The organism is Arthrobacter sp. alpha11c (assembly GCF_054149985.1).
On record NZ_CP196747.1, the window covers coordinates 928,980 to 952,213 of the forward strand.

15 protein-coding genes and 1 pseudogene are annotated in these 23,234 nt (G+C 60.1%); 12 read left to right on the forward strand and 4 right to left on the reverse strand.

The window, feature by feature from the left end; all coding sequences use genetic code 11:
- The first annotated feature begins 408 nt into the window (after positions 1–408).
- The 3 genes from ACTAQJ_RS04310 (at position 409) to ACTAQJ_RS04320 (ending at position 5,171) form a co-directional block, all read left to right on the forward strand.
- Entirely contained in the window at positions 409–3,885 is a 3,477-nt protein-coding gene (locus tag ACTAQJ_RS04310) for a putative Ig domain-containing protein (RefSeq protein ID WP_498700968.1), read from the forward strand.
- Positions 3,886–4,015: 130 nt separating this feature from the next.
- On the forward strand, positions 4,016–4,402 hold the full coding sequence (locus tag ACTAQJ_RS04315) for a hypothetical protein (RefSeq protein ID WP_498700970.1): 387 nt from the start codon (positions 4,016–4,018) through the stop codon (positions 4,400–4,402).
- A gap of 94 nt (positions 4,403–4,496) precedes the next feature.
- Positions 4,497–5,171, forward strand: coding sequence for a DUF6766 family protein (locus ACTAQJ_RS04320; protein WP_431115092.1), 675 nt, complete (start codon positions 4,497–4,499; stop codon positions 5,169–5,171).
- Positions 5,172–5,199: 28 nt separating this feature from the next.
- On the opposite strand, the gene ACTAQJ_RS04325 is transcribed toward ACTAQJ_RS04320, so the two are convergent.
- Together ACTAQJ_RS04325 and ACTAQJ_RS04330 are read right to left on the reverse strand one after the other, a co-directional pair.
- Positions 5,200–5,817, reverse strand: a complete 618-nt coding sequence (locus tag ACTAQJ_RS04325; protein WP_498700972.1) for a TetR/AcrR family transcriptional regulator — start codon at positions 5,815–5,817, stop codon at positions 5,200–5,202.
- Between the two features lie 56 nt (positions 5,818–5,873).
- Positions 5,874–7,121 (reverse strand): MFS transporter, encoded by a 1,248-nt coding sequence (locus ACTAQJ_RS04330; protein WP_498700974.1) that lies wholly within the window; start codon positions 7,119–7,121, stop codon positions 5,874–5,876.
- A gap of 150 nt (positions 7,122–7,271) precedes the next feature.
- Between ACTAQJ_RS04330 and ACTAQJ_RS04335 the strand changes: the two genes are divergently transcribed.
- From ACTAQJ_RS04335 to ACTAQJ_RS04360, 6 genes and pseudogenes are all read left to right on the forward strand, one after another.
- Complete coding sequence (locus tag ACTAQJ_RS04335) at positions 7,272–8,915, forward strand: DUF5597 domain-containing protein (RefSeq protein WP_498700976.1); 1,644 nt, start codon at positions 7,272–7,274, stop codon at positions 8,913–8,915.
- Positions 8,916–8,996: 81 nt separating this feature from the next.
- Positions 8,997–9,890, forward strand: coding sequence for a LysR family transcriptional regulator (locus ACTAQJ_RS04340; RefSeq protein WP_498700978.1), 894 nt, complete (start codon positions 8,997–8,999; stop codon positions 9,888–9,890).
- A gap of 146 nt (positions 9,891–10,036) precedes the next feature.
- Positions 10,037–11,524: an NAD-dependent succinate-semialdehyde dehydrogenase gene (locus ACTAQJ_RS04345; protein WP_498700980.1), complete on the forward strand. Its 1,488-nt coding sequence runs from the start codon at positions 10,037–10,039 to the stop codon at positions 11,522–11,524.
- A gap of 27 nt (positions 11,525–11,551) precedes the next feature.
- Positions 11,552–11,722, forward strand: a pseudogene (locus ACTAQJ_RS04350) (LLM class flavin-dependent oxidoreductase); the annotation flags it as partial.
- 303 nt (positions 11,723–12,025) lie between these two features.
- Entirely contained in the window at positions 12,026–13,327 is a 1,302-nt protein-coding gene (locus ACTAQJ_RS04355) for an FG-GAP repeat domain-containing protein (RefSeq protein ID WP_498700982.1), read from the forward strand.
- 147 nt (positions 13,328–13,474) lie between these two features.
- Positions 13,475–15,766, forward strand: a complete 2,292-nt coding sequence (locus ACTAQJ_RS04360; RefSeq protein ID WP_498700984.1) for a molybdopterin-dependent oxidoreductase — start codon at positions 13,475–13,477, stop codon at positions 15,764–15,766.
- Positions 15,767–15,915: 149 nt separating this feature from the next.
- On the opposite strand, the gene ACTAQJ_RS04365 is transcribed toward ACTAQJ_RS04360, so the two are convergent.
- Positions 15,916–17,331 carry a ferredoxin reductase gene (locus ACTAQJ_RS04365; RefSeq protein ID WP_498700986.1) on the reverse strand — a complete coding sequence of 472 codons (1,416 nt, stop codon included), beginning with the start codon at positions 17,329–17,331 and terminating at the stop codon, positions 15,916–15,918.
- Positions 17,328–18,629, reverse strand: coding sequence for an aromatic ring-hydroxylating oxygenase subunit alpha (locus ACTAQJ_RS04370; protein ID WP_442015597.1), 1,302 nt, complete (start codon positions 18,627–18,629; stop codon positions 17,328–17,330). Before ACTAQJ_RS04370 ends, ACTAQJ_RS04365 begins: the two co-directional genes overlap by 4 nt.
- 163 nt (positions 18,630–18,792) lie before the next feature.
- Between ACTAQJ_RS04370 and ACTAQJ_RS04375 the strand changes: the two genes are divergently transcribed.
- The 3 genes from ACTAQJ_RS04375 to ACTAQJ_RS04385 all read left to right on the forward strand — a co-directional run bounded on the left by ACTAQJ_RS04375 (position 18,793) and on the right by ACTAQJ_RS04385 (position 22,958).
- Entirely contained in the window at positions 18,793–19,725 is a 933-nt protein-coding gene (locus ACTAQJ_RS04375; RefSeq protein ID WP_498700991.1) for a LysR family transcriptional regulator, read from the forward strand.
- Positions 19,726–20,046: 321 nt separating this feature from the next.
- A complete protein-coding gene (locus tag ACTAQJ_RS04380) occupies positions 20,047–22,677 on the forward strand; it encodes a GH32 C-terminal domain-containing protein (RefSeq protein ID WP_498700992.1) in 2,631 nt (876 codons plus the stop codon).
- A gap of 26 nt (positions 22,678–22,703) precedes the next feature.
- Entirely contained in the window at positions 22,704–22,958 is a 255-nt protein-coding gene (locus tag ACTAQJ_RS04385) for a winged helix-turn-helix transcriptional regulator (protein ID WP_498700996.1), read from the forward strand.
- Positions 22,959–23,234 lie beyond the last annotated feature (276 nt).

A 23,234-nucleotide genomic window follows, 5' to 3' on the forward strand; every position in this document is an offset into this window, starting at 1 on the left:
GCATGTTCCGTACTGGTGAAGGTTGGAAGGAATAGCGAGGAAAACGTTATCCTAAATATTGCGGCCTGAATGACGGGCTGTCAAGAGGCTGTGTGAACGGGGCGTAAAGGGGCCTGGCGATCTCTGGAGTGCCATGAGGGTAGCTACAGGAAAACGATTGCCTGAATGCCGCTCCCCAGCTAAGCTTGCCCACATTCGGCCCGTTTCGGCAGGCTCACTGCCGCCGGAACGGTGGTGAAGACACTTGCGGATCCCGCCGATATCCACAGCCACAAGCAAATTCGGGCCCGCAGTCGAATACTCCTCTGGCCCGTTCATCTCCCCTGGGCTACCGCAGGTGGAAGGCGAATGAGTTTATGCCAGAACCGCATTACATCACTCTCATTACTTATCGATCCAGGAGGACCGATGAAGCATCCTCAAACTGTGAGGCGGTGGGCGCGCATGCTTGCACTTGGCGCCGCCGTTGCCCTCATTGCACCGGCTGGCGGCATCCCCGTCTTTGGCAGCGCGGCCCCGGCCATTGCCGATTCCGGGCAGGAGGTGACCATTACCGAAAGCGTGGACGCGAGCGGTTTCGTCCACCCTGGAATTGGCGTGAGCGCCGATAGCCTGCGCAACGCCCGTTCCATGGTTAAGGCGGGCACTGAGCCGTGGAAGAGTTACTACGCTGCGATGGCAGAGACGTCTTTTGCAGCACGGGATTTCCGCTCCTCAAATTCCAGCAGCATCATCGACCAGCCGGGCACCACGGCCTTCAACTCCCAAGGTGTACAGAGCAAACTCATCCGGGACGCGTTCGGGGCGTATACGCAGGCCACCCTCTACGTCATCACCGGTGATCCCGTGTACCGGGAAAACGGCATGCGCATTATCCGGACGTGGAGCAATATGGACCCCTCCAAGTACGTCTACTATCCGGACGCGCATATCCACTCCGGCGTCCCGCTCTACAGGCTTGTCGCGGCAGCCGAGATCTTCCGATCAAGCAGTGTCCCGGACAGCTACACGGCCTACGACCTGAGCTGGCATGACCAGGACACGAGCAAACTCAGCAGCAATCTCATCGTGCCGATGACGGAAACTTTCCTGCACACCAACTGGCGCTATCTGAACCAACACACGTATCCCCTGGTCGGTTCCATCGCGGGATACATCTTCACTGGAAACCGGGATCGCTACTCCGAGGCCGTCGAGTGGTACACGGTCAACGCTTCCACGTCCCGTCCGGAGCAGAACGGCTCCATCGCAGCCCAGTTCCCCCTCATATCGGCCGACGATCCCCTGAATCCCTATGGCTATTCCTTCGTTCAGCACCAGGAGATGGGCCGCGACCAAGCCCACGCCTGGGACGGCATCAACACCACAGGTGCAATCGCGCGGTTCCTGACAATCCAGGGCACGAAAGTCGATCCGACTGCCGGCACAGTCTCCAGCGCTCCCAATGCGGTCTCGCCGTATAAATTCCTTGGTAACCGCCTGCTCATGGCCGCGAACGCTTTCACTGGCTACATGCTCGGCTACGACACTCCCTGGATCGATACCACCGGTGGACCGGGCCGACTCTCCGAGGCATACCGCGGCCGCATGTACAACCCCATTGATGAGCTCTACAACGTCTACAAGTACCAGCTCGGAGTGGATGTTGAACGTGAGGCGCCCTATGTCGCCGAACTGCACGCCAAGGCAGACGGGCCAAAGTTCTTCTGGGGCGTCGGCGCGTACAACTCCTGGGAAAGCAACCCCGACTACAGCCCCGAGTTCTGGCTGTCCCTGCCGCCCTCAGTTGCCGGCCAGGCCCGGCCCGTCGCCACGGATGCCAAAGTTCAGATGGAGACCCGCAGCTCGGCAACGGATGGTAAGAAGCTCAAGGTCCTGAACGAAGACGGACGGACGTATGTCCAGGTCAACGCAATCGGCACAGGCCGCACCATCGCAGTGCGAACCCTCATGTACGTCAGCCGAAGCGGCTACAGCCCGGTGGGCGTCCAGTTCCGCACCAACGGCCCCGCAACCCTGGCCATCGGTAAGGACCCTGCAAACCGCTTATCCGTGCCCCTTCCCGATACCCACGGTCAGTGGCGCTACGTCACCTATGACGTTGACGCTGAGAAGCTTACTGGCATGAGCCTTGGCGGCGAGAACCTGGCGTACTTCACCGTGATGAGCGGAGCTGAGGATACACAGGTCGACTTTGACTACGTGAACCTCGAGGCCAAGACGCAACTGACCATTCCGCAGTTTTCACAGGACACCACCACTCCCCTCATCGGTCTGGCAGGGGCAGAACTCTCACGCTCGCTCGCTGCAACCGATGCTGGCGGCGATGCACTCCAATACTCCGCTGTCGGTCTGCCGGCCGGTGCCGGGCTGGATCCCGCCACAGGCCAACTCACGTGGGCCACACCAATCACAGCAGCTGGCCAATACTCGTTCCAGGTCACTGCAGATGACGGTACGTCCGTAGCCACGCGTCCCGCAAAAGTGATCATTGCAGCGAACCGGCAGGCCGCCGTCGACACCGCGTTAGCGGGTTTCGATCGGAATGCCGTTTATGAAACGCCGTCCTTTTCGGCCTTTGAAAAGGTTCGGGCCGAGGTCCGCTCCGCCATGGACGCGACCGACGACGCCGGCTTCCTCGATCAGCTCGTTCGTCTCCAGGATGCTGTCAAGGCACTCAAACTCCTGACACCCCGGCTGGCGAGCGACGGATCCATCGACTACCGCGGACTCGTCACCACCGACCCCGCAACCGTTCAGCCCAGGAACCTGCTGGATGGAAACTTCGACACCACCACTGGAGACCTGCGCGCACCGTTCACCGTCGACTTCGGACAAGGCTTCCAGGTTTCAGCGAATTCCTTCGGCCTTCAGGCCCGGTACAACTTCGCCAATCGTTCCCAAGGGGCAAATGTCTATGGCTCCCGCGACGGACGAACCTGGACCCTGTTGACCGAACGTGAAACCACCGATACAACGGCCAGTGGTTTTGCCATGGAAACCATTCCTGTGCGGGTAGATGTCGCGGCGCAAACTTTCCGCTACTTCAAAGTCCAGGTGGACCACCCCGGCGTGGCTACCGATCCCGCATACCCCGGCATCTCCTCCTTCAGCGAGTTCCATATCCAAGGGGAACGCCACGAGATGGCAATGGCTATTTCCTCGTTGTCCATCTCCACCTCCAATGCGGATAAGAGTCTGGCGACCAACGGCGACACGGTGACGTTCGTCGCCGTCGCAAAAGAACCTCTGTCCGAGCTGAAGGTGGTCGTCGAGGGACAACCTGCGATCGCCACATCCGCCGATGCGATCAACTGGAAGGCCACCGCGCAACTGCCCAACGACGTCGGATACGGCCGCGACGTGCAGTTCACCGTGGACTATCAGACCGTGTCCGGTAAGACCGGGACCACGCTCACAGCCACCACCGATAACAGCCGGCTTGCCCTGTGGAACACCGCAATACAGCGGGTTCCGGTAGTTCAAGGATGGGTGAATGCCTCCACCCGGGCATGGCCCGGAACAGGCACAACGCAAGGGAACGCCTGGAAGATGTTCGATCACAACACCGCCACGTACACGGACACCACGACGGCGAATGGCTGGGTGACGGTAAGGCCCACCGACGCGACACGCATCACCGCCGACATCGTCCGTGTCTACCCGCGAACCGGTTTTGTGGCCCGCGGAAATGGAACAGTTGTCCAAGGATCCAACGATGGCGGCGCCACGTGGCAGACATTCCTGACCATTGCTGGAATGGCGGCAGCTGACTGGTACGCCTTCACCCTTCCCCAGCGGGCCGACTACGCCCAGGTCAGGGTGCTCGACGAACACGGCGGCAACACCAACCTCGCAGAAGTGGAGTTCCTGCACCGCGAGTAGCTAAGCAGTTCCTGGGTTTACACTAAAGCCATACCAGATCATCAGGTTGCTTAGTGTCGGTGGCGGGGAGGAACGCATGGGCGCATGTCGAAGCTACGGTTGCCTGGTCCAGTCTCTTAAGCTGGGGCGCATGCGCAGAATAATCCCCGCCACCCTTCTCCTCCTGGCTGCGACAGGTTGCGCCGTAGATACAACCGGCGCAACGAAGGTCGCCGAGGATTTCCATCGTGCCGTCAATGCCTCAGACTGGGCTGCTGCTTGTGATTTGCTCCAGCCTACAATCCGGGAAGAGGCTGGACAGCAGGACGGCGCCGACTGCCAGACCCACTTGGCGTCCGTACATCTTCGAACCCCCGGAGAAGTGGTCAAAACCGAAGCCTATGGGCGGGAAGCACTGGTGCAGTTCGAGGGGGATGCCGTTTTCGTAGCTGTTTCCGGCTCAAGTTGGCGCGTCACTGCTGCCGGATGCACTCCAAGGGAGGAAACCCCGTATTCCTGTGAAGTAGGAGGCAGATAGCAATGCGTGTCACCTTTACTCTCTATCTCATTCTCATCTTCGGTGGTCTTGCCTACCTGGCCGCCGTTGGACTGGTTCACGGATAGGGCGCGACGTGAAAAAAGCCTTGAGGAACAACGGATTAAGTCTATTTTTCGGTCTGATCTTCATCCTCGCATTGGCGGGTCAGGCCATTACGGGACAGGCCATCTTCAACGAAGACCAACTCACTGCCGGCCTTGATGAAATCACCTTCGTCCAATACATCACGTCTTCCAGCTTCGCGGTTGACGTGTCAGAAAACTGGCAATCCGAGTACCTGCAGTTTCTCCTCTACATCACAGCCACCATCTGGCTGCTTCAGAAGGGGTCGCCGGAATCAAAAGAGCTGGACAAGCCCGGCTTGGAATCCGACCAGGAACAACTCGTGGGTGAGCACGCCAACGCCAAGTCCCCCGCATGGGCCAAGGCCAAAGATTGGCGCCTGACGGTATTCTCGAACTCGCTGGCCGGAACGATGGGACTGATTTTTATCCTGTCCTGGCTGGTCCAGTCCATCGCAGGTCACGTCGCCTTCAACGAAGAGCAACTGCGCAACTTCCAAGAGCCCCTTTCCTGGGCTGAGTACCTGGTATCACCTGACTTTTGGAACCGTACCCTGCAGAACTGGCAGTCGGAGTTCCTTGCAGTGGGATCCATGGTGGTCCTTTCCATTTACCTTCGCCAACGGGGATCGCCGGAGTCCAAACCTGTTGGCGCGGCCCATGATGCCACCGGGACCAGTGGCTGACCCATTCGGGAATTCCTCGAGATGGGCTTTACCCCACGCCGTGTACTGCGCTCCGGATTGAGTGGCGGAAGGCGGGCATCATGTCAAAGCTTGGATCAATAAGCCACTGAAGCTGGGTCCCGTCCCAGCTGGCTACGATGGAGGCAGCGGCGAGCTCAGCGTTACAGCTTGTATCGATGAGTCCTTTAGCTTGATCCTCGCGAATATGAGCAGTGAAAGACTGGCGGAGGTTTGCATAACGGGTTGTGAACCATTCATGCGCTGGGTGCCCCGGTGATGATGCCTCTGCACTGAGGACGGCCAGGAGACGTAGTAGCTGGGGATGCCCAAGGTTATATTCAGCCAGCCAAAGGATCGCTTCGAGGAGGCCGTCGGCAAGTCGACGGCGTTCGAACTCGCTGGCAGCTAACTGGTCCGCGTGCTCAAGCACGGCTTCGAGGAGCAGTTCCTTGCTCGGAAAATGGTGCATCAAGCCTGTGAAGCTTAACGAAAGGGCCTTTGCGATTTCCCGGAGAGAGCCACCTGTGTAACCGCGGGTGGCGAACTCGACGGTGGCGGCTTCGATGATTTGCCGACGGCGGGCTTCCGTTTTTGCGTAGCTGCCGCGCGTAGCTCTTTTGGGGGTTGGCGTAGCGGAAGTAGTCACGTGGCAATGCTACGCGGACCGGGGGGTCAACCAGGTGGCAGACCCCCCGTCTGTCGTCATCGGACGCGGCGAATCGGAACCAGTACCACGGCCGCCAGTACCGCAAGCGCAACCGCCATCCCGAACACCAGCTGGAATCCTGCGATCGATACGACTATCCCGGCAACGATCGGAGCAATGATCTGGGGTCCAGTATTGGCAATGTTCAGAATGCCCATGTCCTTGCCTTGGTTCTCGGCGTCCGGGAGAACTTCAGCGAGCAATGCCTGGTCAACGGCGATATACATTCCATAGGCAAAACCCCCGACGGCAAGGAACAGGTAGAAGGCACTAAGGTCCGCGGCAAAGACGAGCGGAAGTTCAGCTGCGGCGAAAACCAACGAAGCGGCGATGACGATTGGTTTGCGCCGCCTGATCCTATCCGAGAGCGGGCCCGAGATCAGCGTGGCGATTCCTGAAGAGACGGCCATGATCACGCCGCCTGTCCCAATAACGCCGCCCGCCTCAGCAATATCGAGTCCGATGTAGTCCGTGAGGACGAAGAGCTGGTACAGCAAGACCATCATGAACGACAGGAGAAGAAGGAAGCGACCGACCAGGGCAAGGAGGAAATCCCGGTCCCTTGGAGGAACGAAGCCGCGCAACAGTGCGCCGACGGACAGAGGTTCGCGTACGACGTCGCGGTTGTCCTTCTCACGCGAGAGGAGGACGAAGACGATCATCGCCACCGCAATGAGCCACGGCAGCCAACGAAGTCCCTCCCTCGGCATGGTGATGTAAGCGCCACCAACGATTGCGCCCAGACTCTGCGCCAGGAGCTGACCGAGTCCGATGAGGGTGGAGGCCTTCCCAAGGTTCTTGGCGCTCACCCGCTCGGGCAGCACAGCGAACAGCGGCGCGAGGACGACAGCAAGCCCGATCTGGAACACAACCCAGAGAATGACCAGGACGGCGAACTCGCTCGTGAACGACATCATCGTGGCGGCAAGGCCGAGGAGGATACCCCCGCTTGCAATCCACGGATTTCGCCGTCCGAAACGGGTACGCGTCCGATCGGACAGGGCGCCAAAGACGATCGTCGCTATCATGCTGGCGATCGAGCCAGCCGATGCCAGCGTGGCATAGAGTGCGACCTTTTGATCCGGATCTATCTGGGCCATGAGGGCGGGGATAAGCGCACCGGCGGCACTGAACGGAAGCATCCAGCCGGCGTGCGCCAGGAAGAGAAGCGGCCCCAGTCGCCCTAGTCGTGGGGCCGCCGCAGCGTCCTGGGATTGGCCTGGGGCTGAGGAAGTTATTGCCATTTGCGATGCTCCTTTGCATGGGGACGAAGGTCCGACAAGGAAGACGTTAGCTCAAAAACAGTGCATGCGCTACATTTTTAGAAAAGTTACCGTGCTCTGCTATTCTAAAACCGTGCACTTGCCACAATTTCACCAATGGAGGTCCGAATCGTGTCAACCGAAGTACTTGTCGACGTGAAGTTGAGCTCGACGCATGTTCCGGCGCTGGATAGATCGACTGGACGGGCACGACTCATCGTTGACGGCTCCCCCTTCCTGGTCCGCGGCGTCGAACTGCATAACTCGTCCAGTTCGTCTGGTGCAGCACTCCAGGTTGGACTGGAGTCGGCCCGCAGTGTTGGCGCGAACACAGTCCTGGCGCCGGTGTCGTGGGAGACCGTCGAGCCCAGCGAGGGCAGCTTTGAACTGGACCACGTCACGAGCTTGATTGAGTCCACCCGCAGTGCTGGATTGCGGTTGATCATCCTCTGGTTCGGGGCCTGGAAGAATGGGGCCTCCACCTACGCCCCTGCCTGGGTCAAGCGCGACTGGACCCGCTTTACGCGTTGCGTTCTCGCGGATGGGCGTCTCACTGACACGCTTTCTCCCTTTACCGAGGAGTCGTTGGATGCCACGGCGTTTGCCATGCTGATGCGCCACGTCGAGCTGATCGACGGCGATCACAGAACCGTCCTCATGGTGCAGGTGGAGAACGAGGTTGGCCTCCTTGGCGCATCACGGGATCATTCTTGTCAGGCCAATGCTGCGTTCACCAAACCAGTGCCACAGTCTGTGGTTGATGCCCTGGCAGGCCGACCAACAGAAGCACTGGGCGCCGATATCACCGTGTGGCCGGAAGTACTTCCCTCTCCCGACCGCTCTGACGAGGCCTTCATGGCGTACGGAATCGCAAGCCACATCGAACGTGTCGCTGATGCCGGCCGGCAGCATTCTGCCCTTCCGTTGTTCGTCAACGCCTGGCTGGACAGCGATATCGACGTCGACCTTCCGGGTTTTGCTGTTGCTGGTGGACAGCGTCCCGGCATCTATCCAAGTGGTGGGCCACTCCCCCACGTCGCCGACATCTGGCAGGCGTGCGCGCCCTCCATCGACCTTCTGGCACCCGATCTCTATTTCGGAGACAGCAGGACAATCTTCGGCAACTTCCTTGCGGCGTCCAAGGGATTGTTCATCCCGGAAATGCGGCGCGACGTTACGGGAGTCGGGCAGATCTTTGAAGCGATCGGCGAATTCGGCGCCCTCGGCGTATCGCCGTTCGGCGTTGATTCCGGGAGCGCCGAGGACCTCCAAGCACTGACTGACGCTTACGACCTCCTCGCCCGCGCCGATCCGATTCTTAGCGACACTGCCCACTCCGGCGGCCAACAGCGCGGGTTCTTCCTCACCGATCAACAGCCGCAGATCGACCTCGTTTTTTCGAATGTTCGAATGACCGCTACGCGTGTGACAGCCATCGGAACCGACCCCACCGGCACGTGCGCTTACGGGATAATCCGCCAACTCGGGTCCGATGAGTTCGCGGCGATTGGCCGCGGGTTCAAAATCGCTTTCGCCGCCATCGACGGGGAATCGAACGTTGGCATGGAAAGCGTGCAGGAAATAGCCGGGGTGGCTGAGGCCGGATCCGGACGTTTACTCAACGGGGATGAGACAGCAGGCGGCACTTCCTGGATCCATCCACACGGCGAACCAATGTCCACCGCGTTCTTCCCGATTCCGATGGGGCACGCGCACTCCGGCATCTCCATCTGCCGCATCTACTCGTATCCTCGAATGTCGCCCCAACTGGTTTGATTGGATGGGGAGCACACCCAGTCGCGCCGCTGGGTCTGTGCGCCGCTAAACGCATCCGTCAGCAATCAGGCAGGTACCAGCATGCTCGACCTCCATCGCCTCACCCTCCTCAGGGAAGTCAAGCTGCATGGCAGCATGAGTGCCGCCGCCCGCGAACTTTCCTACAGCCACTCCGCCATCTCGCAGCAGCTTGGCTTGTTGGAAAAAGAGACTGGTGTCGTCCTTCTCGAACGGGTGGGGCGCAATGTCCGACTCACCCCGGCAGGCGAGGAACTCGTGCGCAATACGGAGGCAATACTGGCCGCGATGGAGCGCGCTGAGGCTGATCTTGCGACCTCCCATGAACGGCCCCAAGGGGTTGTGACCATAGCGGCATTCAGCACTATCAGCCGCAGCGTGGTGCCTTTTGCGCTGGCGGAGCTTGCCCGAAATTATCCCGGTCTCGACGTCAGGTTGCGACGCGAGGATCCCGAGCGGGCGGTGGTCCAGCTAATCTCGCGGCAGGTCGATGCCGTGGTCAGCGATGCGTTTCCTGGGACTACACTGACTCCGCCCGGAGGAGTGCACACCACGCTGATCGGCCAGGACCCCATCCGCGGCTACCTCCCCCATGGCCTGGAGTTCGCTGACTTTGACGATCTCAAGGAGCTACGTTGGGTAGCAGAGCCACTCCACACAGCCTCCTCACAATGGGCCATGCGGGTCTGCCGCGAGCTAGGCATCGAGCCGGTTATCGCCTATGTTTCTTCGGACCTACTTTTCCACCTCCGCATGGTTGAACAGGGTCTGGCCGCTGCCTTCCTGCCTGACATGGTGGTGCGTGAAGCCGGCAGCCTTATTACGCCTAGTTCCTGGCTGCCGGCAGATCAACAGCGCAGCATCCAGTTCCTGGTTCGGTCCGGCTCTGAGCGCAGCGCTTCCCTGATAGCCGTGCGGGAAGCAATAGCCCAAGCGCTGCAGACTGTCCTCATGTAAGAACCGCTTACAGATAAACGTCAAAAAGATTCGCTTTTGTTTACTCTTTTCCGTGGCTACATTTGCTTCAGGCATGCTCCACTCCGCCGCGTCCTTGCCAACGCCAGGGTCTGGGAGCCAACCGTCACTACCGAAAGAGAGAACCGATGAGCCTCATATCCGACGTCGCTACATCCCTGATTCCGGGAGACCCCGCCAGCCTCCAACACGCGGATGCCGTCATCCAATCCATCAGCCTTCCCACCTCCGGCATCGCAGTCCAGGACCCTGCGACAGGCGAAACCATAGCCCATGTCCCCGACGCCGATGTTCAGACCGCACTGGAAGCTGTTGCTACGGCGGACAAGGCTGGAACGGCCTGGTCCAAGAGCACCCTTCGCCAGCGCGCCAGCGTGCTGCACGCCTGGTACGACAAGCTCGTTGCCCACACTGAAGATCTTGCTCACCTGATTTCCCGCGAAATGGGCAAGCCGCTGGCAGAGGCACGCGGCGAGGTCAAATACGGCACCGACTTTGTTCGCTGGTACGCCGAGGAAGCGGTGCGTCCCGCAGGGAACTTCCGCGAAACGCCGGATGGTGGCGCGAGCCTGCTGACACGCCGCTCCCCCGTCGGCCTGGCGGTACTGATCACGCCATGGAATTTCCCACTGGCCATGGCTACCCGAAAAATCGCACCCGCCTTGGCGGCAGGATGCCCCGTAGTTATCAAGCCGGCAACCCTCACTCCCCTCACGACGTACTTTGCCGTACAACTCGCCGTCGAGGCAGGAGTGCCTGAAGAACTGATCCAGGTCATCACCACCTCAAAGTCCGGTGCTTTCAGCGAAGCCGTCCTCCTCGATCCCAGGGTCAGGAAGGTTTCTTTCACAGGATCGACGCCGGTGGGCCGGCAGCTCCTGAAGCTTGCGTCCCAGAACGTACTTCGCAGCTCAATGGAGCTTGGCGGCAACGCTCCGCTCATCGTCTTCAACGACGCCGATCTGCAGCGGGCAGTGGATGGAACGTTTGCCGCAAAACTGCGAAATGGCGGCCAGTCCTGCATTGGAGCCAACCGAATCTACGTCCAGGACGCAATAGCGGATGACTTTGTAGCAGCGCTCACCGAACGCTTCGCCCAGGTCGCGGTGGGAAGCGGCCTCGGACAGCAGACAGGACTCGGTGCGCTGATCGAGGACCGTGCGGTCGCTCAAATGCAGGGCTACACCGAGAACGCCGTGGCCCTGGGCGCCACACTGCTCACCGGCGGCCACGGATACGATTCCGTAGGCAACTTCTTCGCCCCGACCGTCCTGGACCGCGTTACGGAAGATTCCGACGTCGCCCAGTCCGAGATTTTCGGCCCCATCGCCGCGATACAGCGCTTCAGCTCCGAGGCCGAAGTAATTGACCGTGCCAACGCCACAGAATTCGGCCTCGCCGGTTACGTCTTCACTGAGAACCTGGACCGTGCCCTTAATGTCGCCGACAGTCTCCAGACAGGAATCGTCGGCATCAACCAAGGCGTCCCCTCCAACGCAGCCGCCCCCTTCGGAGGCGTCAAGCAATCAGGTCTCGGACGTGAAGGAAGCGCCGAAGGCCTCGAAGAATACGAGAACATCCGCTTCTACAACGTGGCGCGACGCGCCACGGTTTAGCGCCAGCTCGTTCCCATCCAAATACCATCCGTTGAGACCTCCCGCATCCGGCTTGGATCCGGCGTTACGGTGCTCAGCTCTGACGATCCTGTGCGGGTCTTCCAGCGGTTTGCCACCGTTGATGCACTCTCCAACGGCCGGGCCGATGTGATCCTGGCCAGAGGCTCCTTCACGGAGTCGTTCCCACTTTTCGGCTATGCGGCAGCAGGGTAGTTCCCATGGTCCGCGAAATCCTTGCGATAGTGGCAACCCGGCCGGTTCGTAGTTCGGTGTCTAATGCCGTCGTGGCTAGGCTAAGGGCCGGACATCTGCATTGGCTGCAGTTGTCCGGTCCAGGCCGACGGAACCCTTGGGCACCAACCGCCAAACGTTGGGGGGTCATTGGCAGTTATTTGGGATCCGCTGCATTTAGTAAAGACCACCAGGCAGTCTTGGTGCACGAGTAGTCAGTACTCGTCTTTCGTCCAAGGCCGTAGCCACGCTACCTGTTACGCTGCCGAAATGATCTCCTCATCACTGAGCAAACGAGTTCTTGCCGCTGTGCAGGCGGTGTCGTTGGCGAGTGCCGGCGTCACCGCTGCATTGTTTGTCACCACCGCGGCTGGTGGTGGCGCTGCGCCGGCAGCGGCGGCAGATACTCTCCCCCTCCACCATATTGATATGGATGGAATCGTCTCCCTGATTGGAATGCCGTACGTAGGGTCAGAGCTTCGAATGGGTGCTCCAGCGGAATTCTCTGGCTGCGATAAGACTGAGGCAGCGCCTGCCGGCTACACGATCGAATGGCTCAGTAATGGAACACCTCTTCCTCCCGAACGTCAGGTCGAACCGCTCAAAATTCTGCCTGAAGACCGCGGGAATCGCCTCTCCTTCAACGTCTACGCCACGACTCCGGAAAAGCCACAATGCGGTGACTCCCTACGGGGCGATGAAAACACCCTGCTGCACAGTAAGGAGACCGCGCCAATTGCAGCCTCCAACCGGGCCATGGGTTGGACCGGGCGGGGAAACTTCGAGCTGCTGGGTCGAACGGACGACGGCGACCTGGTCCTCTATCCACGCACTTATACCTATGGTCTGGGAGCCTGCGATGCGGGAACATGCCCAAGCTACGAGACAGCGCAATGGGATGAACCCAGGCTTGTTGGTATTGGATGGGACGTCTTCAACATCGTGTTCTCACCCGGCGATTTCGACGGCGACGGCAATAACGACATCGTCGCCCGAGACGCACGGGGAGACCTGTATCTGTACCCGGGCGATGGCCATGGGGGCTGGTTGAAAAGATCTGTCGTCGGCACGGGCTGGAACATTTTCGACGCCATCGTGGGCCCGGGCGATTTCGACGGAGACGCCATCAACGATGTGCTCGCCCGCGACGCTGAAGGTGACCTCCATCTGTACCCAGGCGATGGCGACGGCGGCTGGAAGCAACCGCACGTTGTGGGCACTGGGTGGCAGGTCTTTGACAAGATCATTTCCCCCGGCGATTTAAGCGGTGACGGTAATGTCGACATCCTCGGACGTGATTACACCGGCTATATGCACGAATACCGTTCCAATGGCCAAGGAGGCTGGGAAGGGGCCGGTACCTGGGGCCCTGGCTGGGAGGTGATGTCCGAGATCATCGGTGTTGGTAGCTACACCCACAACCTGGGCGAGGCAATCCATTGGGGGCACACGGTGACCCGAAACGACACCATTGCCATCAACCGGGACGGAGACCTGCTCAAGTACAGCGGGTTCGTTCCTACTGACGAAACCATTGGAACCGGTTGGGACATTTTCCGTTCCCTCATCTGACACTGAGGCAGGTTCTGCGTGAGACCCGGAAGAACCGTCATGTTGGTCCAATCGAGTTGAACGCTTGACCAGCGGTCCGGTAAACGGACATGCTGACCACAAGAGTGGCCAACGGTCATCAGAACAGCATCCAAGGGAAACTGCCGCATGCGCACGCATTTGACACACTGGGGAGCCTTCGAAGCCGAAAGTGACGGGAAAGCTCTGCTCTCTGTCAGACCTTGGTCCCAAGACCCCGACCCCAGTGACCTCTTGGACAACATGGCCTCTGCACAACACCACCCCACTCGTATCCTGCGCCCTGCCATTCGTGCTGGCTGGCTGGAACGTGGGCCCGGAAGCGGGTCTGGCCGGGGAAATGAACCCTTTGTTGAAGTTTCCTGGGATCGTGCAATTGAATTGGCCAGTGCAGAACTGGGGCGTGTCTACTCCGAAAAAGGCCCTTCCGCTGTGTACGGATGTTCATATGGCTGGGCCAGCGCCGGCAGATTTCATCACGCCCAAAGTCAGATCCACCGATTCTTGAACTCGTTGGGAGGCTATGTTTCCGGCGTAACGGACTACAGCTACGGTGCCTCGGGTGTGCTTCTGCCGCACATCATCGCTGCCTCGCCCTATCAGGTCATGGCTGGGGCAACCTCTTGGGAAGTGGTGAGTGAGAACACAGAACTCTTCATTGCTTTCGGGGGAATTTCCGAGAAGAACAGCGCAATTGCTCCTGGAGGAGTCGGGCGCCATGTCGCAAGGGCCGCAATCCGGAAAGCAGTAGCTCGCGGGTGCCGCTTCATTGACGTGACGCCGATAGGCGACGACACCTACAAGGAAGCCGGTGCAGAGTGGATCGCGCCGCTGCCTGGAAGCGACGCCGCCCTAATGCTGGCCCTTGCGTATGTGCTGGACGATGAAAAACTCGCCGACGAGAAGTTCCTCGCCCGGTACTGTGTCGGTCTTAGTGAATTCCTGCCGTACCTTCGTGGGGATGTCGACGGTGTTCCAAAAAATCCAAGCTGGGCTGAAAAGCGGACGCGGATTCCGGCGATTCGAATTACTGAACTCGCACGTGACATGGCTGAATCACGGACCATGATCAATTTGAGCTGGTCCATGCAGCGGCAACAGCACGGTGAGCAGCCAATATGGCTTGGGGTGACCCTCGCCGCGATGCTAGGACAGATCGGGTTGCCTGGTGGAGGATTCCAGCACGGTTACGGGTCCTCCGCAGATGTGGGACTACCCCTGCGTGTCGCCGGTGCGCCTTCATTTCCCCAGGGCTGGAATCCCGAGACTTCGTATATTCCTGTGGCCCGGATAGCCGACATGTTGCTCAATCCGGGAAGCCAGATAGATTTCAACGGCAAGCGAATCACCCTGCCAGAGATCGAGTTGATTTACTGGGCCGGCGGTAACCCATTCCATCACCATCAGGACTTGGCACGATTCCGGAAGGCATGGGCCCAACCAGCTACTGTCATCGTGAATGAACAGTTCTGGACCAGCACAGCACGCCATGCCGACATCGTGCTCCCGGCAACCATGTCGATGGAGCGAAACGACTACGGAGCGGGCCGAAGTGACCCCACGTTTTTCCCGATGCATGCACTGACTGAACCTGCCGGCAGTGCCCGCGATGATTATGATATTTTCACCGCAATTGCAGCCAAGCTTGGAACAGCTGACGCGTTCACGGAGAAACGTGACACGATGGGTTGGCTCCGCCACCTGTACGGACAATGGAGTAGCGAGCTTGGCGAACGAGGCGTCAACGTGGTTGATTTCGACACATTCTGGGACTCAGAAAAGATCGAGATCCCCGTTATTGAACCTAGCCAAATTTTGCTCTCGGACTACCGTCAGGATCCCGGGAAGTACCCGCTCGGAACACCGAGTGGAAAGATCGAAATATTCTCCTCGACAATTGCCGGTTTTGGCTATGCCGATTGCCCGGGCCACCCCGTGTGGATCGAACCTGACGAATGGCTTGGCTCCCCAGGCGACTATCCACTGCACCTCATTGCCAACCAGCCGAAGACAAAACTCCACAGTCAACTCGATGTAGGGGCCACAAGCCAGAAATCCAAGATCCAGGGGCGAGAACCCCTACGAATGAACCCGGATGACGCGGCAGCCCGCGGCCTTGAAAACGGACAGGTTGTTCTCGTGCGGAATGACCGGGGAAGTTGTCTAGCCGGTTTGGCTATCAGTCCTTCTCTACGGCGCGGCGTTGTACAGCTTTCAGCCGGAGCTTGGTATGACCCGGCACCGAATGACCCATCCTTTTGCAGGCACGGGAATCCAAATGTCCTCACAGCCGACAGGCCGTCCTCAAGCCTGTCACAGGCGACAACCGCGCAGCACGCGCTCGTCGAGGTGGAAGCCTGGTCAGCTGAACTCCCTGACCTCACGGTGACAATTCCCCCCGTTTTGATCCCGGAGCGTTAGCATCTTCAGTGGTTTTGTCCACGGTCAGGGGCCATGTAGGCCCTGACCGTGGACAAAACAGTTCCAGAAGTAGGACCCGAACGGCGATTCGAGCCCTGAACGCTGGACTCTTAAAAGGTGGAGAATCCTATCGCCGCGACCGGAAGAAGCTAGGCATCGATCACCATGTCGGTCCGCGCTGTGGAGCAGCAGGGCAGGAACTTGCCTGCATCGATTTCCCTAGCCCGGATCCCGCCCTGGTGGTTCATTTCCACCTCACCGGAAAGCTTGACGACCTTGCACGATCCGCACATGCCTTCCTTGCAGTTCGCCCCGATCCTGACGCCCGCACGCTGGGCGGCCCCCAGAATGTGTTCGGTGGGGTCGATGCGCACATTGATTCCGGTGCGCATGAAGGACAGCGTGAGGCTTCCCGTTCCGACTGTGTCGAAGCTTGAAGCATCCGGGGACGCGGCCTGCGGCGCCGTGTCCGAACCGCCGTCGAGGGCTTCCGCACTGGGCGCATCCGGATCGATGGTTTCCAGCGGCAGTCCCCCGGCCTTCAGGGTTCCCTCGGCGTCGTAGCCTGGCTCGTAGAGCCCGAACGCTGTGGGCTGGCTTTCGTAGTAGTCCTCCGCGGAATCGGCGATTTCCTCCGCGATTTCCTCGGCAATGTCCGCCGCTAGCGCGAGCTCCGCCTGGTACTCAAGGATCGTCTGGCGGTCTCCCGAAAAGAATTCCATGTAGATGGAGGTGTCGTCGACGCCGACCTTCCCAAGGAGTTCCGTTGCGGTGTTCAGGTAACCCTCTGGACCACAGGCATAGACCTGGCGGCCGTTGGCGTCGGGGGCCACTTCGTCCAGCATGGAGGCCGTCAGCCTTCCGGTGAGTCCTTCCCAGCCCTCGGGTTTGCTGCGGTCGCCAAGGGAGTAGAAGACCTTGACCCGCGAGTCCACGGAGGCGATGTAGGCCAACTCCTTGTGGAAAGCAAAGCCTCCAGCCTCCGCGCCGTGATAGAGCACGACGACGTCCGCGTGCCCGGGCAGGGAGTGGATGGTCCGCACCATGGACATGATGGGGGTGATCCCTGCGCCGGCAGCCAACAAGAGGTAGCGTGCCCGGCGGTCGGCATCGGGCAGGTGAAATGCCCCAACCGGGCCGAGCATGTCCAGGACGGTGCCGGCTTTGATGTTCTCGTGCACCCAAGGAGAGACAAGGCCAGTGGCGTCCCGTTTGACTGTGATGTTGAAGGTCCACGGCTGAGTGGGCGAACTGGACAGTGAGTAGCTGCGGTCCACCGGATCCTGGTCCTCGCCGTTCACGGGAAAGGCAACGTTCACGTACTGCCCCGCACGGAACGCCAGTGGCGCACCGTCACAGCGGCGGAACACGAAGGTCATCATGCCGCCCACCTCGGGAACCACCTCAACACATTCGGCCATGAACTCCTGCGGATGCCAAGGACCCAACGCGCGGGCAGCGCTGGCGGGACCCTCGGTGCTTCCCATCACCCTGTTCCAGGGCATCTCAAGACCGCGAATGCGCTGCGGTTCCTGGACTGCCGTCTCAGTGAGGAGTTCAATCATGCCAGGTGCTCCTGGACACGCTGCACGTACCAGTTAATGAATGCCTCCACCTGGTATTCGCTCTTCATGTACGGGCCGGGCTCGTAGGCAGGGCTGCCGGCGCCCGTCTGGCACAGCTCCACGAACGCCTTGTCCTGCAGATTGGTCTGCTTCCAGGTGTAGGTGAGCTTCTCCAGGTCGTAGTCGACACCTTCCACGGCGTCATCGGCTACCAGCCACGTGGTGCGGACCAGGGACTGGTGCTCGTTGATGGGGAAGACCCCGAACGTGATGACGTGGTCGCTCTGGAAGTGGAACCAGCTGTTGGGCTGAAGGTGCATCGAGCAGCGGCCAAGCCGGAAGTCCGGCAAATCGCCGAGCAGCTTCTTGGAGAGCCTGTGCCCATCGGGCGAGAACGATTCGCCGTCGCCATCCAACGATTCCCGGGAGATACGGATTCCAGCAATTCGGGTGTCGAGCTCTTCCACCACCTCGTAGGGAAGGCCATAGCGGCGGCAACGCTCCTCGAGCGATGCCTGTGCTTCCTTGTTGCGGTCCCACACCTCTTCAAGGTGGGCCGGGATCAGGCCCTCCGTCAGGCCCCAGGTGGGGAAGAGGGAACAAGCGAGTTCCGGGTGGCCGTCGCAGTGGTAGCACTCACGGTTGTTCTCCATGACGAGCTTCCAGTTGCCCTCTTCAACGATGTTCTGCTGGTAAGCGACTTTCGTCTTGGACAGATCGTGGGGTGCGAGGTAGGGCTCGAAGATCTTGGAGGTCTCGTCAAAGTCGGTGGGCGGTTCGTCCGCAATGCAGACGAAGATCAGTCCGGCAACCACGCGGCTGTGGGCGCGCTTGAGGCCGAAGCAGCCCTTGTCGAACTTCGTCTCCCCCGGCGCCGAGGCATGGATCAGGTTGCCCTCCGGGGAGTATGTCCAAGAGTGGTAGCCGCAGACCAGGTTGCCTGTTGACCCGGCGGGCTCGGTCAAGACGCGGGCGCCGCGGTGGCGGCACACGTTGTGCAGGACGTTCACGCCGCCGTCGTCATTGCGCAGCACGATCAGGGAGTAGGGACCATAGTCGACGGTGACGTAGTCGCCCGGCTCCGGAAGTTCCGCGATGCTGGCGGCAAAGATCCAGTGCTGGCCAAAAATGGCTTCCATGTCGATCTTGAAGATCGTGGCATCGGTGTAGAAAGGCGCATCGAGGGAATATCCCTTGCGCCGGAACTCGAACAACTCGCTGATCTCTGCCAGCTGCTCTGCAGGCAAAGATGAAGCGAGTTTTCCGCGTGAATTGAGGGGCAAGACTGGAGCAGACATGTGTTTCCTCCCGGGAGGCCTGGGTTAGCGTGCGATTCATGGCGACCAAGGGTGCTTGGGTGCAACCGATGTTGTATTCAAAATCCTTGTAGTCATGAGATTAGGGACGAATGAGCTGCAACAAAAGCGCAACATTTAGAAGATAACCATGCACAATAGGTGCATGATCGATGCGAGACTCATCACACTTCGAGTGTTTGCCCGCTGCGGCACCATTGGCGCCACCGCGGAGCTCACAGGCTATTCTCCCTCCGCCGTCTCCGCGCAGTTGCGCGAGCTCCAGCGCGTGCTTGGAATGCAGCTGCTGACGAAGGATGGCCGGGGGGTGCGACTGACCGCCACTGGCCGCTTTCTCGTGGCGGGTTCGGACACCCTCATTGCCGACTGGGAGAGCCTGCGTGCAGCCGCCATGGAGGCTGGCGACCAGGTGCAGTCCCATTTCGGCCTCGGCGGATTCTCGACGGCGGCCGCCCAGTTGCTCGCACCGCTCGCCGCGACTCTTCGCTCAACCCGTCCCCAGCTGGAAGTGCAGGTACTCGAGGCCAACCCGGCCCGCTGCTTCGACTTGTTGGTTGCCGAGCGAATCGACCTCGCGGTCATTGTTGCCATGCAGTCCGACACTTACGCTGAGGACGATCCGCGATTCGAACAGACCGTCCTGCTCGATGACCCCCTGGACGTGATCATTCCCTCTGACCATCCGTTGGCATCGCGGGAAACAGTGACTCTCCAAGAGCTGGCGTCAGAACCCTGGATCACCGAGGCCGCCGGCTCCACCTACCATTCCCTCTTCACCGCGGCGTTCACCGCGGCCGGGGTAACACCACGAATTGCCCATGAGGCCGTTGAGTGGGAAACCCAAATCGCCTTCGTGGGCGCAGGGCTGGGCGTGGGCCTGCTGCCGCGACTGGCGCCGCTGCGTAGTGCAGAAAACGTAGTTCGCCTCCGTATCACCGGCAGGGGTAAGCCCTCGCGCCGCATTGTCGCCGCGGTGCGGCGTGGCAGCATCACATCGCCCCTGATCCAGGAGTCGCTCGGCATCCTGCAGCTAAGCGCCAATCGGATTCTCACTGCCCGGCCCGAAGACGATCTCTGAAATCCTGGTCTGCTGCAGACCTATGACGGACGTCGTCACTGAGGTCCTGCATGTGCAGAGCCTCCTTGTCTCGCCGCGCTGCCTAGGTAGTGACTAGTAACACGAGTTAGTTGCAAATGTGATTTAGGTTACCCGCGTTACTTGTGTTTTGGCAAGCCCATTCTGACAACGATGTCTCAATCCTCGGAATGCAATGAATCGTCCTGCACATGGCCGAAAAAACCGTTGACTTGTCCGCTGGACTTGTCGTAGCTTCTGAGAGCACTGACAACGTTGTCTATGTGGGGATGGGCACGCCGCGATGAAGGGCGACCGAAAAGAATGATGGAAAAACTCAAGATCAACAGGATGCGGATGGCAACATCTGCGTTAACGTTGGCGGGGCTGACGCTTACGGGCGTCATGGCCGGTGTGACACCGGCATCCGCGGAACCAGAGGTGGGAAGTGAGCAATTTCGACCTGCTTACCACTACACACCCGCGAAGAATTGGATGAACGATCCCAACGGGATGATTTTCCATAAGGGCGTCTACCACCTCTTCTACCAGCACAACCCTTCCGGCAACACGTGGGGAAACATGTCCTGGGGACATGCGACGTCGAAGGACCTGGTTCACTGGCAGGAGCAGCCCCTCGCCCTCTCAACCGATGCACAGGAAGATGTGTTCTCCGGCAGCATTGTGGTTGACAAGGACAACACAACCGGCTTCGGGACGAAGGAAAACCCCCCGCTGGTGGCCATCTACACCAGCGCCTACAAGGAGCCCTCCCCGCACCGGGGTCTGCAGGCCCAGTCCCTGGCGTACAGCCTGGATGACGGCCAGACCTGGACCAAGTACTCCGGCAATCCTGTGCTGAACCGCAATTCAGCAAACTTCCGCGACCCGAAGGTCTTCTGGTACGACAACCCGTCCGGCAGCGGATATTGGGTCATGACCGCAGTCGAATCGCAAGATCACAAGGTTCTCCTCTACAAATCCGGCAATCTCAAGGACTGGACTGCCTTGAGCGAGTTCGGGCCCGCCAACGCCAGCGGCGGCCAGTGGGAATGCCCTGATTTGTTCCCGCTCGCGGTGGATGGGGATACGAACAACATCAAGTGGGTCATGGTCGTCAACATCAACCCCGGCGGTGTCGCCGGAGGCTCGGCTGGAGAATACTTCGTGGGCAACTTCGATGGCACCACGTTCACCTCCGAAACCACGAAACCAACCACAGCGGCACCGGCCGGTACTGTCCTTGCCGGCTTCAACGACGGCACCTACAACGGCTGGACCGTCAACAACGAACCCGGCAACTGGAAGAACGGCCCTTTCGGCGACGCTCCCGCGGCCGGTTCCCTGCCCGGTCAAAATCCGGTGACCCAATTTGGCGGCACAGGATTGATCAACTCATTCAACGACGGCGACTGGCCGCTGGGTACCATGCAGTCACCAACTTTTACCGTGACGGACGACTACCTGAATTTCCTCATTGGCGGCGGCAAGCACCCTCGCGTCTCCGACAAGCTGGACAACACCCCGCCCCCAGGAGAACTCAAGTTTGACGGCTTCGAGGTACCGGATGGCACAACGCTGGCCGATGCCGGCTGGACCGGCACAGGAGACCTGACCCCCAACTTCCAGCCGGCCACCAGCGGTGGGGACTTTTACCTTGGCGCCAAACGAATCAACACGTTCGAAACCGGCACCGTACCCGGTGATGACCGTCAGGGTACCCTGACATCCCCCGAGTTCCCCATCACGAAGAACTTCATGAGCATGCTCGTTGGGGGCGGCCACCGCTCGGCGGACTCCGGTCAGACCCTGGCCGTCCAGCTGCTCATCAACGGCAACGTCGTCCGCTCCCTTGCGGGTGATAACGCCGGACTGCTGAACTGGAAAGGCTGGGACGTTTCGGAGTTCGCGGGCCAGAATGCACAGCTGCGGGTGGTTGACCAAGCTACCGGCGGGTGGGGTCACCTGACCCTTGACCACGTCATGCTCACCGACACCGCCGCCGTCCTGAGGTCTGATGAAGAAACAGTGAACTTGGTAGTCAACGGACAGGTGGTCCGTACGGCCACAGGCAACGACAGTGAAACCCTGGATTGGGCCTCATGGAATGTCAAGGAATTCGTTGGCCAGCAGGCACAAATCAAGGTTGTCGATAACAACAGGTTCGGCTGGGGGCATATACTCGCGGACGAGTTCACCGCAAGCTCCACAGCAGCGACGTCCCGCCTGGAGTCGTATGACTGGCTGGACTATGGACGCGACTACTACGCGGCTGTCTCCTTCGCGAACATGCCCGAGAACAAGCGGGTCATGTTGGGCTGGATGAATAACTGGGACTATGCCAACGACATCCCTACCAACCCGTGGCGCAGCGCCATGTCACTGCCCCGCGAGGTGCAGCTGACCCAGACACCCGACGGACCACGCCTCACCCAGAGCGCCGTCAAGCAAGTGGACGACCTCGCGCAAAAGCCGAGCTACGCCGATAAGAAGGGCCGCGCTGTCGCGGCCGGAACAACGTCGCTGCCGGCGACGACTTCGGGCCAGGTCCAGCGCGTGGACATCACCTTCGCCCCCGGCACGGCGAAGAAGTCCGGCATCACCGTACTGGGCGACGGCAACTCCTCCACCATCATTGGCTACGATGCCATGACCGGAAAGATCTTCGTTGACCGAACAAAGTCCGGAAACACCGCTTTCCACTCGGCATTCTCTTCCGTGGATGACGCCCCTGTCACCCTGGACAATAAGGGCAATGTCACCCTGCGGATCTACGTGGACCGCTCATCAGTAGAGGTATTCACCAGTAACGGCCTGCAGACCATCACCGACCAAGTGTTCCCGAACGCCGGAGCCGACAAGATGTCACTCTTCGCAGAAGGCGGCACCGCCCAGCTGAAGTCGCTGACCGTGACGCCGATGGAACAGTCGATGTTCCTTCCCGGAAAGAAGTAACAGCTGCGGGTCCCCTGGCTGCAACAGTGCAGTCCGGGGACCCACAACAGCTCTCGCAGAAGTCCCTGACGGCGACGCTGCGTCGCGTTGAACGCAACGGCATCATCGAACGCGAGCTGCTCAGCTCGCGCCCCGTGGCGATCGAGTACCGCATCACACCATTAGGCAAGACACTTCGCCACCCCATCGACGTGCTCCTGGAATGGGCCGCAGCACACATGCCCCACATCGAACAGGCACGCGAGACCTTCGACGTCCAGGACCTGGCCAAAGACACCTAGCCGTGGAGCGCAGCCGCAGCCGCTACCGTGCAGGACACGGGTGCACCATCCAGCGGTTTTGCTGCCGTCGCCGAAGGGCCACTGGTCGCTACGTCATTGCCGTAATACGACGCGATGGTTTCGTCACAAAACAGCTTCCCTCAAGGTGACCTTTCCCTTGGGTAAGCATCCAACCCGCCAAACATTTTGACCGCGCAGGCCTCGCTCATGGTGGCTGGACGTTCGGGTTGAAACCTTGCTCGCTGGCAGCCTTAGTTCAAACAGCCAACAGTCTCG